At 72.4% G+C, this 17,041-nt stretch carries 13 protein-coding genes and 1 pseudogene; 7 read left to right on the top strand and 7 right to left on the bottom strand.

Annotated elements, in window-relative coordinates:
* Positions 1-11: 11 nt before the first annotated feature.
* On the bottom strand, positions 12-1,169 hold the full coding sequence (locus ABTZ59_RS26760; RefSeq protein WP_351417771.1) for a glycerate kinase: 1,158 nt from the start codon (positions 1,167-1,169) through the stop codon (positions 12-14).
* A 193-nt stretch (positions 1,170-1,362) separates the two neighbouring features.
* On the opposite strand from ABTZ59_RS26760, the gene ABTZ59_RS26765 reads away from it, so the two are divergent.
* From ABTZ59_RS26765 to ABTZ59_RS26785, 5 genes are all read left to right on the top strand, one after another.
* Positions 1,363-1,890, top strand: coding sequence for an NUDIX domain-containing protein (locus ABTZ59_RS26765; protein ID WP_351417777.1), 528 nt, complete (start codon positions 1,363-1,365; stop codon positions 1,888-1,890).
* Positions 1,891-1,979: 89 nt separating this feature from the next.
* Entirely contained in the window at positions 1,980-3,158 is a 1,179-nt protein-coding gene (locus tag ABTZ59_RS26770) for a MerR family transcriptional regulator (protein WP_351417782.1), read from the top strand.
* Between the two features lie 41 nt (positions 3,159-3,199).
* The gene (locus ABTZ59_RS26775; RefSeq protein ID WP_351418162.1) at positions 3,200-3,841 is read left to right on the top strand and encodes a hypothetical protein; all 642 of its coding nucleotides are present in this window, start codon (positions 3,200-3,202) and stop codon (positions 3,839-3,841) included.
* 161 nt (positions 3,842-4,002) lie between these two features.
* Positions 4,003-5,259, top strand: coding sequence for a hypothetical protein (locus ABTZ59_RS26780; protein ID WP_351417786.1), 1,257 nt, complete (start codon positions 4,003-4,005; stop codon positions 5,257-5,259).
* An 81-nt stretch (positions 5,260-5,340) separates the two neighbouring features.
* On the top strand, positions 5,341-6,063 hold the full coding sequence (locus tag ABTZ59_RS26785) for an SIR2 family NAD-dependent protein deacylase (protein ID WP_351417791.1): 723 nt from the start codon (positions 5,341-5,343) through the stop codon (positions 6,061-6,063).
* A 28-nt stretch (positions 6,064-6,091) separates the two neighbouring features.
* Here the strand turns inward: ABTZ59_RS26785 and ABTZ59_RS26790 are convergent, their stop codons facing one another.
* From ABTZ59_RS26790 to ABTZ59_RS26805, 4 genes are all read right to left on the bottom strand, one after another.
* On the bottom strand, positions 6,092-6,616 hold the full coding sequence (locus ABTZ59_RS26790; protein WP_351417794.1) for a methylated-DNA--[protein]-cysteine S-methyltransferase: 525 nt from the start codon (positions 6,614-6,616) through the stop codon (positions 6,092-6,094).
* Between the two features lie 11 nt (positions 6,617-6,627).
* Entirely contained in the window at positions 6,628-8,145 is a 1,518-nt protein-coding gene (locus tag ABTZ59_RS26795) for an AlkA N-terminal domain-containing protein (RefSeq protein ID WP_351417799.1), read from the bottom strand.
* A gap of 65 nt (positions 8,146-8,210) precedes the next feature.
* Complete coding sequence (locus tag ABTZ59_RS26800; RefSeq protein WP_351417807.1) at positions 8,211-8,792, bottom strand: O-acetyl-ADP-ribose deacetylase; 582 nt, start codon at positions 8,790-8,792, stop codon at positions 8,211-8,213.
* Between the two features lie 165 nt (positions 8,793-8,957).
* The gene (locus ABTZ59_RS26805) at positions 8,958-10,373 is read right to left on the bottom strand and encodes a phytoene desaturase family protein (protein WP_351417817.1); all 1,416 of its coding nucleotides are present in this window, start codon (positions 10,371-10,373) and stop codon (positions 8,958-8,960) included.
* Between the two features lie 86 nt (positions 10,374-10,459).
* Between ABTZ59_RS26805 and ABTZ59_RS26810 the strand changes: the two genes are divergently transcribed.
* Positions 10,460-11,341, top strand: coding sequence for a nucleotidyltransferase domain-containing protein (locus tag ABTZ59_RS26810; RefSeq protein WP_351417822.1), 882 nt, complete (start codon positions 10,460-10,462; stop codon positions 11,339-11,341).
* Positions 11,342-11,353: 12 nt separating this feature from the next.
* Here ABTZ59_RS26810 and ABTZ59_RS26815 read toward each other — a convergent pair whose 3' ends face one another.
* A complete protein-coding gene (locus tag ABTZ59_RS26815; protein WP_351417827.1) occupies positions 11,354-12,214 on the bottom strand; it encodes an inositol monophosphatase family protein in 861 nt (286 codons plus the stop codon).
* Between the two features lie 130 nt (positions 12,215-12,344).
* Positions 12,345-14,159, bottom strand: a complete 1,815-nt coding sequence (locus tag ABTZ59_RS26820) for a gamma-glutamyltransferase family protein (RefSeq protein WP_351417834.1) — start codon at positions 14,157-14,159, stop codon at positions 12,345-12,347.
* A 1,170-nt stretch (positions 14,160-15,329) separates the two neighbouring features.
* Here ABTZ59_RS26820 and ABTZ59_RS37435 point away from each other — a divergent pair.
* Positions 15,330-16,790 (top strand): annotated as a pseudogene (locus tag ABTZ59_RS37435) (polymorphic toxin-type HINT domain-containing protein); the annotation flags it as partial.
* Positions 16,791-17,041: the final 251 nt, after the last annotated feature.

The following is a 17,041-nucleotide window of genomic DNA, read 5'->3' on the forward strand; positions in this document are numbered from 1 at the left end:
CCCGGTATCGCTCAGCGCAGGAAGTCCCGCGCGATCTCCGTCGCCAGGCGTTCCAGCAGCGGGCCGGCCTGTGCCATGGAGACGGCCGGGTCCGGTTCCAGCCGGCTGAGCGCGTAGGCGCGGCGGATGCCCGCCCTGCCCAGGGCCTCCGGCGGAAGGCTCAGCCGGCCGCAGACCGCGATGACCTCGATATGCCGGGCGCGGGCCGCCGCCGCGACGCCCGCGGGGGCCTTGCCGTGCAGGGTCTGCTCGTCCAGGGAACCTTCGCCCGTGATGACGAGGGTCGCCCGGGACAGGGCGTCGGCGAAGCCCAGCACATCGAGCATGACCTCGATCCCGGGACGGAAGCCCGCGCCGAGTCCGACCAGCGCGCCGTAGCCGATGCCGCCCGCCGCGCCCGCGCCGGGCGAGAGCGCGAGATCGGCGGCACGGGGGCCGATGGACGTCTCCAGGACCGTGGCGTAGTGGGCGAGGGCCGCGTCGAGGGTGGCGACATCCGCGGGGCTCGCGCCCTTCTGCGGCCCGTATACGGCGGCGGCGCCCTTGGGGCCGGTCAGCGGATTGTCGACATCGCTGGCGAGCACGATCTCCGTCCGGGCGAGCCGTTCGTCCAGACCGGAGAGGTCGGCGGTGGCGAGGTCGCGCAGCCCGCCGCCGCCCGGCCCCAGGGGCTGCCCCGCCGCGTCCAGGAAACGGGCGCCGAGCGCGGCGAGCATTCCGGCGCCGCCGTCGGTCGTGGCGCTGCCGCCGACACCGAAGACGATGACGCGCGCGCCCGCGTCCAGCGCGGCGCGCAGCAGCTCGCCCGAGCCGTGGGTGGACGCCGTCAGCGGCGCGAATACCCCGTCGGGCAGACACTGGAGGCCCGAGGCCTCCGCCATCTCGACGACGGCCGTACCGTCCCGCAGCGCGAAGGCGGCGGTCAGCTCGTCACCGAGCGGTCCGGTGACCCGTACCTCGCGTCGTTCGAAACCGGCGGCCACGGCCGCCGCGACCGTACCGTCGCCGCCGTCCGCGACGGGCAGGGTCTCCACCGCCACCTCGGGGACGATCCGGCGCAGTCCCGCCGTCACCCGCTCCGCGACCTGTACCGCCGTGAGGGAACCCTTGAACTTGTCCGCCGCGATGAGCACGCGCGCGGCCTCCGTTGCTGCTCCGTCCGTCACCATGCATCCCTTTGCTCTTCGAACAGGCAGTCGCGCCGTTCCCGACCCTATCCGGACGGCGGCTCCGTGCCCATAGGCCGCCCTTGTGCGCCTATGGGCACCCGCCCGCGGTGCCCGCACCCGCCCGCGGTGCCCGTCCCCGGCGTCGGACACGGCGGTCGGACACGGCCGTCGGACACGGCCTAGGCTTTCCCGTGTGACACACACCGATACGGGCAGCGATACCGATACCGATTCCGACTACGCCACCTACATCGCGGGTCTCCCCCGCGTCCTCGCCGGCGCGGCCGTCCTGTTCAGGGACGGCGCGGGACGCGTGCTGATCGTCGAGCCCAACTACCGGGACGGCTGGGCACTGCCCGGCGGGACCATCGAGTCCGACGACGGCGAGACGCCTCGCCAGGGCGCCCGGCGGGAGACCCTGGAGGAGATCGGCCTCGACATCGAGCCGGGGCGGCTGCTGGCGATCGACTGGGTGGAGGGGAAGGCCCGGCCGCCGATCGCCGCGTATCTGTACGACGGCGGGGTGCTCGACGACGAGCGGCTGGCGGCGATCCGGCTCCAGGAGGAAGAGCTGCTGTCATGGCGGTTGGTGGACCGCGCCGAGGTCCCGGCGTATCTGCCGGGCTCGCTCGGACCGCGGGTACTGGCCGCGCTCGACGTACTGGATTCCGGCGCGGGCGCTGTGGAGCTGGAGAACGGGCACCGGCCCGGCTCGTCGTAGGCCCTGTCTGACACCGCCGGGTGCGCCGGGTGCTCAGCCGCCGGTGGGGAGTTGACCCTCAGGTTGGCTGAACGTCGACAATCACCGGCATGGACCTCGATACCAACGGCGCCGGTCATCTCCTGGGCATCAGCGCCTTCGCCCGGCGCGTCGGCCTCGCGCCGAGCGCACTACGCTTCTACGACGACTGCGGGGTACTGCGGCCCGCCCGGGTCGATCCGGCGACGGGCTACCGCTTCTACCGCCCCGACCAGGACATCCGGGCCCGGCTGCTGCGGAGCCTGCGGGCCGCGGGGCTGCCGCTGGCGGAGGTCACCGTCGTGCTCGACGGCGACGAGGACGAGGCCCGCGCCGTGCTGGAGCGGCATCGGAACACCGTACGGGACCGGACGCGGACGGCCGACGCCACGATCGCGGCAGTGCTCCGGTCCCTCTCCGGTGACGGAGCGCGCGCGGATTCCGGGGCCCAGGGCGCGTCCGGGGCAGGGGCCGGGGCCGGGGCCGTCACGCTCGTACGGCTCGGGGGCGTGGAGCTGGCGAGCGCGCTCCGCCAGGTCGTTCCTGCGGTCGGGCATGACCCGGAGCACCCGGAACTCGGCTGCGTCCTCGTCGAGATCGACGACGGCGAGGTCCGGCTGGTGGCCACCGACCGCTACCGGCTGTCGACACGGGTCCTGAGGCCGGTGGCGGCGGTCGAGGGGCCCGCCACCCGGCTGCTGCTGACGGCCGATTCCCTGCCCGGGGTCGGGGCATGGGCCGCGCGGTGTGCCGCCGTGACGATCGAGGCCGGCCCCGAGGGCGCCACGCTCCACGAGACGGCGGGCACCGCTTCCCGCGAACTCCCCGTCTATGCCGCTCTGTTCCCCGCGTACCGGGAGATTCTGTCGGCACTTTCAGCGCCTCGGCACCGGCTGGTCGTGGACCGGTCGACCCTGCTCGACACCGTCAACGGCCGTGGCGAGACACCGGCGATCGTGCTGCGGCTCGGCGAGGACGAGGTGGCCGTCTCCCTGCCCGATCACTCCCGGACCACGACTCTGCCGGCGGTCCGCCATGGCGAAGGGCCCCTGCGTATCGGCTTCGACCCCGCCGTACTCGCCCCGGCCCTGGAGGCGAGCGTCGGCCCCGACGTCCTGCTGGAGATCGCCACCGTCACCGAGCCGGTGGTGGTGCGCTCGGCGGACCAAGGCAGCTTCACCACCCTGGTGATGCCCATCGGCCTCGACACCGCGACCGCCCGGCCCACGCCGGCGGACGCATCGCACTGACAAGCGGACGCATCGCACTGACAAGGAGACGAGAAGTGGACATGAACCCGGACAACCCCGTCGTACGGCTCTGCGCGCAGGGCATGCGGGCCGAGGCCGAGGGCCGGGAGGAGGACGCGCGCGAGATGTTCCACCGTGCCTGGGAAGCGGCCGGGGACGACTTCGAGGCATGCGTCGCCGCGCACTATCTCGCGCGCCATCAGCCGACCCCGGAGGAGACCCTGCGCTGGAACCAGGAGTGTCTGACCCGCGCCGACCGGGTCGGCGACGAACGCGTGCGCGGCTTCTACGCCTCCCTGCACGGCAACATGGGCCGGGCCCAACTCGCGCTCGGCAGGCCAGGACAGGCCCGTGCGCACTTCCACTCGGCGGCCGAGCGTCTTGACGACGTACCGCCCGGTCCTTACCGGGACTGGGTGCGGCTCTGTGTCGCCAGGGGGCTGCGGGCCACCGACGAGGCACCCGCGGCGGACGATCCGGTCCGTGACCTGCTGGCGCGGCTGTGCGCACGCGCCGATCTCGAAGCGCTGAGCCTGCTCCTCCCCGCCTATATGGGCGGTCTCGGCACACCCGAGGACGAGGAACGCCTCACCACCGCCCTGCGGATGCTCCACGCCGAGAAGCGGCTGCCCGCCCCCGAGCAGTCCGCGCTGAGCGCGGCCATCACGCTGCGCGCCGCCTGACACCGGTCATCGGGTGATGGGTTGACGGCACGTCAGACACTCGACGGTATCGCCCAAGGGGCTGACGGTACGTCAGGGACGTCCCCTCACGTTCATTCCGAGTTGGTCCGCCGTGCACGGCAGCGCGGCATCATCCTGGAATCCCAGGACTCGGAGGCATCATGCGAAGGCATCCACGCGGCCGGTTCGCTGCCCTGTTCATGTCCGTGGTCGTGGTGTCGGCCGTCGTCGCCGGCGCCGGGGCGGCGCAGGCCCAGCCCTCCGCCGAGGCAGCGCCGCCCGCCACCCTGCCCAGCCGTCCCGCCGCGCTGCCCGCCCGTGTCGACGGCGGCACCTGGCAGTCCGGGCATCTCCAGGGCATGGCCATCGACCGCCGCAAGGGCCGTATGTACTTCTCCTTCACCAACCTCCTGGTGAAGACGGATCTGGCCGGCAAGCCCCTCGGCTCCGTCACCGGCATCACCGGCCACCTCGGTGACCTGGACTTCAACGAGGAGGACGGACGGGTCTACGGCTCGCTGGAGTACAAGGCCGCGAAGGCGTTCTACATCGCGGTCTTCGACGGCGACCGCATCACCCGGATGAACATGGACGCCGCGTCCACCGGCGTGGTCTCCACCGTCCATCTCCAGGAGGTCGTGAAGGACTACACGGCCGACATGAACGGTGACGGCGTCTTCGACGGCGACACCGCCAAGACCGCCGACCACCGGTACGGCTGTAGTGGCATCGACGGCGTCGCGTTCGGGCCCTCCTTCGACCGCGAGGGCGGTACGAAACTGACCGTCGCGTACGGGGTCTACGCCCACACCGGCCGCCAGGACAACGACAATCAGGTCCTGCTCCAGTACGACGTCCGGCGGTGGAAGCGGTACGAGCGCCCGCTCACGGAGGACGCCCCGCACACGAGCGGGCCGTCCTCCCCCGACGGCAAGTACTTCGCGTACACCGGGAACACCACATACGGCGTACAGAACCTGGAGTACGACGCGGAGAGCGGCAATTGGCTGATGGCCGTGTACAAGGGCACCAAGCCGGGCTTCCCCAACTACTCGCTCTTCGTCCTCGACGGCTCCAAGCGGCCCGTGTGGGGCGCCGTACCGGGCCAGCGACCGTCCGAGCGCGGGCAGTTGCTGCCGCTCCTGCCGCGCGGGCTGCATGACGCGGCGTCCGGAGTGTACGGCTGGGAGTCGGCCGGACAGTACGGGCTGATCTCGCTCGGCGGCGGCCGCCACTACGTCGCCGAAGCCGGTACGGTCCAGGTCGACGGCGTCACCCGGCAGACCGGCCGGGCGGTACTGCACCGCTGGACGGGGCTGACCCCGAACCCCTTCGCGCCCGTGTCACCGGCGCCACCGGTCGAGCCCGTACCGCGGGCGGGCGCCGTACGGGCCGAACGGCCGGTACAGCGTCCCTGACGAGCCGGGGGATCCGCTGATCCGCGCCGGGCGGCGGGGAATCCGCTCGCCGTCCCCGGCGTGGCTGCGTACGCTCGCGGCATGACTCTCGTCGCGATCCTCAGCGGCGCCGGGATCTCCACGGACTCCGGCATCCCCGACTACCGTGGGCCGGGCGGCCTGTGGCGGCGCGATCCGAGCGCCGAGAAGCTGGTCACGTACGAGTCGTACATGACGGATCCGGAGATCCGCCGCCGCTCCTGGCGGATGCGGAGCGAGAGCCCCGCGCTGCGCGCCGAGCCCAATGCCGCGCACGTGGCGGTGGCCGAGCTGGCGCGGGCGGGGACGGCGGTCCGGGTGATCACCCAGAATGTGGACGGCCTCCATCAGCGAGCCGGGCTCCCCGCCCGCAAGGTGCTCGAACTCCACGGCACGGCACGGTCGGTGAGCTGTACGAAGTGCCATGCGCGCTCATCGATGACGGAGGCGCTGGCACGGGTGGCGGCCGGTGAACCGGACCCGCCCTGTCTGGAGTGCGGTGGGATCCTCAAGTCGGCGACGGTGATGTTCGGCGAGCGGCTCGATCCGGAGGTGCTGGCCCAGTCGATGGCGATCGCGAAGGCGTGCGAGGTGTTCCTCGCGGTCGGTTCGACCCTTCAGGTGCAGCCGGCCGCCTCGCTCGCGGGGATCGCCGCCGACCACGGGGCCCGGCTGATCGTGGTCAACGCCGAGCCGACGCCGTACGACGACCGCGCCGACGAGATCGTCCGCGAGCCGATCGGTACGGCGCTGCCCGCGCTGCTGAAGCGGTTCCACCCCGGCTGACCGGGGGCGGCCCCCGGGGTGGGCTCGGTCAGAAGAGCGTGGCGGTGGCGGGAGCCTCGGCCGCCGCTCCTTCGAAGACCAGCAGCCGCTGCTTGCGGTCGAGCCCGCCGCCGTAGCCGGTGAGTCCGCCGGTCGAGCCGATCACCCGGTGGCAGGGCACGATGATGCCGATCGGATTCTTGCCGTTGGCCAGCCCCACCGCGCGCGAGGCGCCCGGCTTGCCAAGGGAGTCGGCCAGTTCGCCGTACGAACGCGTCTCGCCGTACGGGATCCGCTGGAGCCCGGCCCAGACCGCGCGCTGGAACGGGGTGCCGTTCAGCCGCAGGGGCAGATCGAACTCGGTCAGCTCACCCTCGAAGTAGGCGCCGAGCTGGCGCACGACCTCCGCGAAGGGGCCCGGGTCCGGCTCCCCGAAGGTCTCCTCCGGCGGGCGGTGCCGCTGCCCGACCATATAGAGGCCGCTCAGCACGCCGTCGGTGGCGACCAGGGTCAGTGGTCCGTAGGGGCTGTCGATCACCGTGTGGGCGATGTGCCGCCCAGGTTCCGCTGTCATGACGAACTTCCTTACACGGGGAGGTGGTTGATCGCGTGGTCCGCGGTGGCCCACAGATACTGCACGGCATACGCCCGCCAGGGCCGCCAGGCGGCGGCGCGCGCGGTGAGCGCGGCGGGTGTGGACGGCAGGCCGAGTCCCGCGGCGGCCCGGCGCATGCCGAGATCCGTCGGCAGGAACGCGTCGGGGTCACCGAGCGCGCGCATGGCGATCACCTCGACCGTCCACGGCCCGAACCCGGGCAGGGCGGTGAGCTGTTCGCGCGCCCGGTCCCAGTCGCTGTCGGGGCCGAGCCGGAGCGTGCCGTCGGCGAGGGCCGCGACCAGCGTGGTGAGGGTGGTGCGTCTGCTGCGCGGCAGGGCCAGTGCCTCGGGGTCGAGCGCGGCCAGCGCCTCGGGCGACGGGAAGAGATGGGTGAGCCCGCCCTCGGGGTCCTCGATCGGCTCGCCGTGCGCCGTGACCAGCCGGGCCGCGTGGGTACGGGCGGCGGCGGTGGACACCTGCTGGCCGAGCACGGCGCGCACGGCGAACTCCGCGGCGTCCACGGTACGGGGCACGCGCCGCCCCGGCGCCTTGTCGACCAGCGGGGTCAATTGAGGGTCGGCGCGCAGTTGTTCGTCCACGGCCACCGGGTCGGCGTCCAGATCGAGCATCCGGCGGCAGCCGCTGATGGCGAGCGTGAGATCGCGCGGATCGGTGAGCGAGAGCCGGCACGCGATGTGGTCGGGGCGCGGGGCGAGGGCGACGATGCCGTGTCCGTACGGCAGGGAGAGGGTGCGGCGGTACGCGCCGTCCCGCCACTCCTCGACACCAGGTACCGCGGTCGCGACGAGATGCCCGAAGAGATTGTCGGGGGTGAGCGGCGCCCGGAACGGCAGCCGCAGCGAGATCACTCCGGGGGTGGTCGCCGGTTCCGTACCGCTCATACCACGCGCACCCTTCGTGCCGCTGGTACCGCTGGTGCCGCGGTGACCGCGTGCGCGCAGTTCGCTCGGTGAGAGCGCGAAGACCTCGCGGACGGTGTCGTTGAAGGCCCGGATCGAGGAGAAGCCGGCCGCGAAGGCGACGTCCGCCATGGGGAGGCCGGTCGTCTCGATCAGCAGTCGGGCGGTCTGCGCGCGCTGGGCACGCGCCAGGGCGAGCGGCCCCGCGCCCAGTTCGGCGAGGAGCTGCCGCTCGATCTGGCGCGCCGAGTAGCCGAGCCGGCCGGCCAGCCCGGGGACGCCCTCGCGGTCGACCACACCGTCCTGGATGAGCCGTACGGCGCGGGCGACCGTGTCGGCGCGGGCGTTCCACTCCGGGGACCCGGGGCTGGTGTCGGGCCGGCACCGCTTGCAGGCGCGGAACCCGGCTTGCTGGCAGGCCGCGGCGCTGGGGTAGAAGGTCATGTTCTCGGCCTTGGGCGGCACGACGGGACAGCTGGGCCGGCAGTAGATCCCCGTGGTCAGGACCGCGGTGAAGAACCAGCCGTCGAACCGCGCGTCCTTGGACCGGACGGCCCGCACACAGCGCTCGGTATCGGTGTACATGGCTCCAGCATCGGTGACGCGAGGGCTCTCGGCTGGCAGGAATCCGACATCAACCTTCGGACGGCTCAGCCGTCCGAGGTGGCCAACGCCGTCTCGAACGCCTGGTAGGCCCGCCGTTCGAAGAGCACGAACCGCACTTCCTCGAAGGACCGCCCTACGGCCCTTCCCTCCCCGCTCCGTCTCTCCGGAGCCCCGGTGGTTTCCCAGGCCGCCAGGGTCTCGCGGACGGTACGCACGGCGATCCGGGCGGCGTCGTCCAGGGGCCACCGGTGGGTGCCGGTGGACACCGCGGGCAGCGCGATCGTCCGTGCCCCCAGCTCGGCCGCGACCTCCAGCGAGGTGCGGTAGCAGGAGGCGAGCAGGCTGGACCGGTCGTCGTACCGTACCCAGTGCGGCCCTACGGTGTGGATCACCCAGCGGGCCTGGAGGCGGCCCGCCGTGGTGGCGACGGACTGTCCGGTGGCCACCCCGCGGCCGTACTTCGATTCGCGCAGCTCACGGCACGCGTTCGTGAGAGCCCGCCCGGCGCGGGCGTGGAGCGCGCCGTCGACACCGTAGCCGCCGACCAGCAGGGAGTTCGCGGCGTTGACCAGCGCGTCGGCGCGCTGGTGGGAGATGTCTCCGAGGACGAGAGTCAGCTTCGTCACGCATGACCTCCTCGGGCCCGGCACGGGCCCTGCTCATCGGCGGCTCGGGGGGGGCGGGGCGCGGTGGCGGCCCGGTGGCCCGGCGGCTCGCGGGGGGGGGCGGATGGTCCGACGGCTCGCGGGGCGGGGCGCGGCGCGGTGGCGGTCCGGTGGCCCGGCGTCGGCTCAGACGGCGCGCAGCATGCGCCACACCGCCTTCGCCGCGTTGTGCCCGGACATCCCGTGCACCCCGGGCCCCGGCGGGGTCGCGGAGGAGCAGAGGAAGACCGCGGGACGCGGGGTGGCGTACGGGAAGAGGGAGATCTTCGGGCGCAGCAGCAGCTGGAGCCCGGAGGCGGCGCCGCACGCGATGTCCCCGCCCACGTAGTTGGCGTTACGGACGGCCAGCTGGGGCGGGCCTGCGGTCGCACGCGCCAGGACGCGGTCGCGGAAGCCGGGCGCGAAGCGTTCTATCTGCCGTTCGACCGCATCCGTGAGATCGCCCCGCCAGCCGTTCGGGACATGGCCGTAGGCCCAGAAGACATGCTTGCCCTCGGGCGCGCGGGACGGGTCGACGAGGCTGGGCTGCGCGGTGATCAGGAACGGCGTCGGCGGCGCCTGTCCGCCCGCGGCCTGGCGCAGCGCGGTGCCGATCTCCCCGCTGGTGGGCCCGATCTGGACCGTGCCCGCCCGTCCTGGCTCCTCGGCCGTCCAGGGCACGGGGCCGTCCAGCGCGTAGTCGATCTTGAAGACGCTCGCCCCGTACCGGTAGCCGTCGTAGGCCCTGCCGAGGCCCGCGATCCTGGCCAGGGCGGTGGGTGAGGTGTCGAAGACATACGCGCGGGCGGGCGGCAGCTCGTCCAGCCGCTTGACCTCGTATCCGGTGTGGACCGTGCCTCCCAGGTCACGGAGGTACGCGGTGAGCGAGTCCGCGATCGACTGGGAGCCGCCGCGCGGCATCGGCCAGCCGCCCGCGTGCGCGGCGAGCGCGAAGACCAGACCGACGGCGCCGGTCGCGATCCCGGTCAGCGGGGCGATGACATGGGCGACGAGTCCGGCGAACAGCGCCTTCGCCTTGTCGTCGCGGAACCGACGGGTCAGCCATGTGGACGGCGGCAGTCCGGTCAGACCGAACCGCGCCAGGGTGATCGGATCGCGCGGCAGCGCGGTCAACGGCAGGGACATGAAGTCCTGGGCGAGGCTGTCCCATTTGCCGAGGAACGGCGCGACGAGCCGGCGATACGCCCCCGCGTCGCGCGGTCCGAACGACATGGCCGTCTCGGCGACGGAGCGGGACAGCACAGCCGCCGTCCCGTCGTCGAAGGGGTGCGCCATGGGCAGCTCGGGATGGAGCCAGTCCAGGCCGTACCGCGCGAGCGGCATCGTCTTGAAGACGGGCGATCCGGCGCCCAGCGGATGGACGGCGGAACAGGGGTCGTGGCGGAATCCGGGGAGCGTCAGCTCTTCCGTCCTGGCGCCGCCCCCCACGGTGTCCTTGGCCTCGAACACGGCCACCGAGAATCCACGCCTGGCCAGCTCGACCGCGGCGGTCAGCCCATTGGGTCCCGCCCCCACGACGACGGCATCGAGCATCGAGGTCACCTTCGGACTCCTTAGTCAGCCGATGGCAAGGAGCCCCAGGATATTCCCGGGCACTGACAGCCCGAACCCGGGTACTGTCCGCGACGATGAACGCGACGATCGAAGCGATGGCGACACGCCTGCTGACCGTACGAGGCGTACGCGCCGTGGCCCTCGGCGGCAGCCGTGCCCGGGGCACGCACCGCCCCGACTCCGACTGGGACCTGGGCGTCTACTACCGCGGCGAGCCCGACATCGCCGCGCTGGCGGCGCTGGCCGCCGAGGTGACCGGCTCCCCGGTGGAGGTCGCGGGCCCCGGCGGCTGGGGGCCCTGGGTGAACGGCGGCGCCTGGCTCTCCGTCGACGGGGTCGCGGTGGACTGGATCCTGCGGGATCTGGACCGGGTGGAACGGGTCTGGGCGGAGTGCCGGCGTGGCCGGTTCGAGATCGGCACGCAGCCGGGCCATCCGCTCGGCTTCTGGTCACCCGCGTACGCCGGGGAGGTCGCGCTGTGCCGCGTACTGGCTGACACGGACGGCGAGTTGACGGCGCTGCGGGCGGCGGCGCGCGACTATCCGGAGCCGCTGCGGACCGCGCTCGCGGAGGCGGTCTGGGAGGCGGACTTCTCCGTGGCGGCGGCCCGCAAGGCGGCGGGTACGGCGGGGAGCGAAAGCTCCGGCGGGACGGGGGCCGGGGGCGGGGCCGGGCGTGGGGCCGGGCATGGGGCCGGGGGCGCGCGTGGGGCCGGGGGCGACGCGCTGTATGTGTCGCTCTGTCTGTCCCGGGCCTTCGGAATCCTCGTACAGGCCCTCCTCGCCCATCACCGGGTCTGGTGCCTCAATGAGAAGGGCGCGCTCGCGATGGCCGCCACGCTGCCGGACACCCCGCCGGACTTCGCGCACCGGGTCGCGGCGGCCCTCCAGGGGCTGGACGCGGCGGCGCTGGAGGCGGCGGACGCACTGGTACGGGACGTGCGGGCAGTGCTATAGGACTGATGCCGCTCAGCCTCCGGCGAGCAGCCGCTCCCGCACCCGCTCGGCCGTCACCGTGTCCCTGGCCGCCGTGAAGGGCAGCGCGTTGTCGCCGGTGATACGGAACGGCTCGCCCGCGAGCGTCATCTGGGCGCCACCCGCCTCCTCGACCAGCAGAAGGCCGGCCGCGTGGTCCCACGCGAGTTCCCAGTTGAAGGCCACCGCGTCCAGCGCGCCCCGCGCCACGCGCAGGTATTCGAGCCCCGCGGAGCCGCACGGGCGGGCTTCGACATCCTTGGTGCGCAGCCCCAGGAGGGCGTGCTTCTGCTCGTCCGTGGTGTAGTCGGGGTGGGACATCGCGATCCGGAGCACCGCGCCGGGCGCGGGCGATCCTGAGTGCAGCGGGACACCGTCGAGCGTGGCGCCCCGGCCGCGTACGGCGATCGCCATCTCGTCCAGCGCCGCCGCGTACGTCCAGGACGCCAGCACCTCGCCGCCCTGCGCGAGGGCGACGAGCGTGCAGAAGCCCCGCTCGCCGCGGACGAACGGGCGGGTGCCGTCGACCGGGTCGACGATCCATACGGGCGCGTCACCGCGCAGCGCGTCGTACACCGACGGGTCCGCGTGCACGGCTTCCTCACCGACCACGACGGAGCCCGGGAGGAGTGCGGTGAGGGCGGTGGTGAGATATTCCTCCGCGCCCCGGTCCGCGACCGTCACCAGATCGTGCGGGCCGTGCTTCTCGACGATCTCGTGGGCGGCCAGCTGCCGGAAGCGCGGCATGATCTCCGCGGCGGCGGCTGCGCGCAGCACCTCCTCGACGGCGGACACGCGGGGTCCGCGGGCCGCCCCCGGGAGGGGAACCGTTCCGTACACAGAGTCATCGACCATTCCCCCAGCCAACCACGTCCGGGTGACCGGCCGCCTGCCAGGTCATATGACAGGAGGCGGACGGCCGGCGGACGGTCGGCGGACGGGAAGGTCCGAAGGCGCGGACAGCCGGGTACGCGGGCGCGGACGGTCAGCGGCCCACGGCGTATCCCTGCATGCCTCGGGGGTTGGCCGCGGCCGAGAGGATGCCGGTCTCCGGGTCCCTGGCGACCGCGCAGAGCCGCCCCTCCGACCATGGATCGCCGACGGTCACCTCATGGCCCCGGCGGCGCAGTTCCTCGATGACCTCCGGGTCCATCCGGGACTCCACGGTCACGCTGCCTGGGCGCATGCCGCGCGGGTAGAAGGAGCCGGGGAAGCTGTCGTTGTGCCAGTTGGGCGCGTCGATGGCGCCCTGGAGGTCGAGTCCGCCGCGCACGGGCGGCCGCAGGGCGAGGGCCAGGAAGAAGTGCAGCTGCCACTGGTCCTGCTGGTCGCCGCCCGGCGTGCCGAAGGCCAGCACCGGTACGCCGTCGCGCAGCGCGAGGGACGGGGTGAGGGTGGTACGGGGCCTGCGGCCCGGGGTCAGGGAGTTCGGCAGACCGGGGTCCAGCCAGGCCATCTGGAGCCGCGTACCGAGCGGGAACCCCAGCTCGGGCACGACAGGGTTGGACTGGAGCCAGCCGCCGCTGGGGGTGGCGGCGATCATGTTGCCCCAGCGGTCGACGACATCGAGGTGGCAGGTGTCGCCCCGGGTGGCGCCGTCCCCGGCCACGGTCGGCTCCCCGGCGCCGGGGATCCCGAGCGGGTCGAAGCCGGGCTCGCCCGCGGCGACGGCGGTGGCATGGCGGCTGAGCACGGGTGCGCGTCCCCCGGGGGTGCCGGGGCGCAGCTCGTACGAGGCGCGCTCACCGATGAGGGCGCGGCGCGCGGTGTTGTACGGCTCCGAGAGCAGCGCGGCGAGCGGGGTGCCCTCGCCCTCGGCGTCGCCGTACCAGGCCTCCCGGTCCGCCATGGCGAGCTTGCAGCCCTCGATGAGGAGATGCACATACTCCGCCGATCCGTACCGTGGCAGTTCGGCCGCGCGGGAGGGCAGCAGGGCGAGACGCTGGAGGAGTGCGGGGCCCTGGCTCCAGCCACCCGCCTTGCACAGGGTCCAGCCGTCCCAGTCGTAGGTGGCGGGCGCCTCGTATGTCGCGGACCAGCCGGCCAGATCGGCGGCGGTGAGGGTGCCGGTGTGGCGGGCGCCGCTGGTGTCCATGGTGGGTCGGGCGGAGTGCGCCACCAGGGCCTCGGCGATGAAGCCCGTACGCCAGACCTCTCTGGCGGCCTCGATCTGGGCCACCCGGTCCGCACCGGCCTCCTCGGCCTCCGCGATCAGTCGGCGCCAGGTCGCGGCGAGCACGGGGTTGCGGAACAGCTCACCGGGCGCCGGTGCCTTGCCGCCCGGGAGGTAGACGTCGAGGGACGAGGTCCACTCCGTCTCGAAGAGTTCACGGACCGTCTCGACGGTCTCGCCGACCCGCTCGACGGGGGCGTGGCCGTCCTCCGCGTAACCGATGGCGTAACGCAGCACCTGGGCAAGGGACTTGGTGCCGTGGTCGCGCAGCAGCAGCATCCAGGCGTCGAAGGCCCCCGGTACGGCGGCGGCCAGCGGCCCGGTGCCGGGGACGAGTTCGAGGCCGAGCGAGCGGTAGTGGCCGATGGTCGCGCCCGCGGGCGCGGGTCCCTGGCCGCAGAGGACCCGTACCTCGCCGCCGGCGGGCGCGAGAATGATCGGCACCTCACCGGCGGGGCCGTTGAGATGGGGTTCGACGACATGCAGCACGAATCCCGCGGCGACGGCCGCGTCGTAGGCGTTGCCGCCGTCCTCCAGGACGGCCATCGCGGACTGCGAGGCCAGCCAGTGGGTGGAGGAAACCATGCCGAAGGTTCCCTGGAGGGTCGGTCGGGTGCTGAACCGCATGTCTCACCTCGGTATCCGCTCGCGTCGGCCGGTCGCGCCAGCTTGCCACGTGCCCCCGTGGCGACGGGAATCCCCTGCGCCGACGAAATTCGAGACGCTGGGGACGCTGGGGAGTCCCGCGAAGCCGTACGACGGCCCTTCGCCGCCGTACGAGGTCGTTACGAGGCCGCACAAGGCCGCGCGAGGCGTCAGCCGATGGTCTGCCGCGTTTTCCACCAGGAGTAGGAGCCGATGATTTCGGTGCCGTTGCCGGGGAGGACGTTTCTGGTGCCGAGATAGAGACGTACGGAGCCGTTGGCGGGCACGGTCCAGATGTCGGCCCTCGCCCTGACCGTCACCGACACCAACGGCAGAGTCACCCGTACCGAATACGACGCGCTGGGGCGCCTGACCAAGGGATGGTCCCCGTCCCGTTCGTCCGGTGGGAAGTCCCCGGACACCGAGATCGCCTACCGGACGGCCGTCGCGACGGACGACGAGACCACGCCCGCCGCCGTCACCGTCAAAACCCTGAAGGACGACGGAAGTTACGCGCGGCAGGTCACGCTCTACGACGGCCTGATGCGAGAGGTGCAGACCCAGGGCGAGGCCCATGGGGCCGGCCGGATCATCACCGACACCAAGTACGACGACCACGGCCTGGTCCAGGAGCAGACCAGCGGCTATCTCGCCAAGGGCGATCCGGAAACCAAGCTGTTCGCCCGTATATCCGAGTCGCTGGTACCGAACAAGACCAGAACGCGGTACGACGGCCTGGAACGGCCTGTCGAGTCGGCGGTGTACTACGGCGGCACCTACAAATACGCCACAGCCACCACGTACCGCGACACCTCCGTCCATGTCGACCCCGCCGGTTCGACCGCCCCGGCGACCGAGAGCTACACCGACGCGATGGGGCGGATCACATCGGTCCGGCACTACACCACCCCTGAAGGCACCGGTGCCTCGCGGACGACGAACTACACCTATGACGCGCGGGGAAACCGCACCAAGGTCACCGACCCGGCCGGCAACGCCTGGACCTACACCTATGACAGCCTGCCCGGCGCGGTCGGTCAGCCCGTCGCCTCGATCCGTCATGACGCGTCGGGCGACTACATCAGCCGGATCACCGGCTACGACACCGACTACCTGCCCACCGGCCGTGAAACGGTCATCCCGGCACATGCGATGACCGCCGGACTGTCCGGCACCTACGCGTACTCCTACACCTACACACCCACCGGAAAGCCCCTGTCGGTCACCCTCCCGGCGAAGGGCGGCCTGGCCCGTGAGAAGGTCGTCACCCGCTACGACGCCGACGGTCTGCCGGAGTCGACCTCGGGTCTCAACTGGTACACCTCCGACGTCACTTACTCCCCGTACGGGGAAGCCCTGCGCACCGTCAGCGGATCACAGCCGTCACGGGTGTGGACGACCAACTTCGTCGACCAGCACTCCGGAGACCTCCAACGCTCCGTCACCGACCGTGAGACGGCTGGCACACACCGGGTCTCCGACAGCTACTACTCCTACAACACCGCGGGCACCATCACCTCCAATGCCCGCAAACTCACCGATGCCACCGGCGACACCTGGGACACCTGGGACACCTGGGACACCTGGGACACCTGGGACACCCAGTGCTACACCTATGACGCACTGGGTGAACTCGTCCACGCGTGGACCTCGAACATCACCCCCAACAACTCGGGTACCGGCTGCCGCTCCTCCAGCGGCAGCGCCTGGGGCTACCGCACCGACGGCGCCGCCTCCAGCGGCCCGGTGGCCGACGCCGCCAACACGGCCACGGACACCACCAGCCCCGACGCGGAACTGGCCGCCGCCGCCCCCAACGCCACGACGGTCTCCACCGGCGCCACCGCCTACCGTCAGTCCTTCACCTACGACTGGCTCGGCAACCGCGCCACTCTCACCGAACACAACACCGCCGACGCCGCCAAGAACGTCACATACACGTACGGATACGGCCGCCAGGTCACCGGCAAGGGCCTCACCCAGCCGCACACCCTCTCCACGATCAGCTCCACCCCCTCGGGGCAGGCCAGTTCCTACACCAACGACGCGGCCGGCAACACCACCGGCAGAAGTCTCCCGGACACCACCCAGACGCTGGACTGGACCGCGGAGAACAAGCTCGACACGATCACCGACGACGGCGTCAAAACCCGGTACGTCTACGACGCCGACGGCAACCGCATCCTGGAGAACTCACCCACCGGTTCCACCCTTTACCTGGGCGAGACCGAGCTGACCACCGACTCCACCGGCAAGATCACCCGCTCCTCCCGCGCATACGCGCACGACGGCGCCCCCACCGTCGTCCGCACCACCCTCAACGGCGCCAGTACGGGCCACAAGCTCAACGTCCTCATCGCCGACCAACTCGGCACCGCCAACACCACCGTCGAACTGGGCAGCACCCAGCCCGTCACCCGACGCGCCTTCAAACCGTACGGAGAGGCGCGCGGCCCCAAGCCGTCGACCTGGCCGAACAAGCGCGGCTACCTCGGCGTCGGCATCGACGACGCGGCCACCGGCCTTACCCACATCGGGGCCCGCGAATACGACCAGGCCGCCGGCCGCTTCCTCTCGGCGGACCCCGTCATCGACATCACCCAACCGCTCCAGATGAACGGCTACGCCTACGCGGGCAACAGTCCGGTCAGCACGAGCGACCCGACGGGTCTCTGCCCGGCGGACATCTGCGGCACCGGATCCGCGAACCCGTCGCAGCACTACGGCGGCGGCACGTCGAGTACCGGCGGCGGTGGAGGAGGAGGCGGAGGCGGAGGCGGGGGCGGCAACGCCGGATCGGGCAGCTCGGGCACCACGACCACCGTCACGTACACAACGACCAAGACGGTCACGGTGACCAAGCC

The sequence above is a fragment of the Streptomyces sp. NPDC094034 genome, from assembly GCF_040303865.1.
GTDB lineage: Bacteria > Actinomycetota > Actinomycetes > Streptomycetales > Streptomycetaceae > Streptomyces.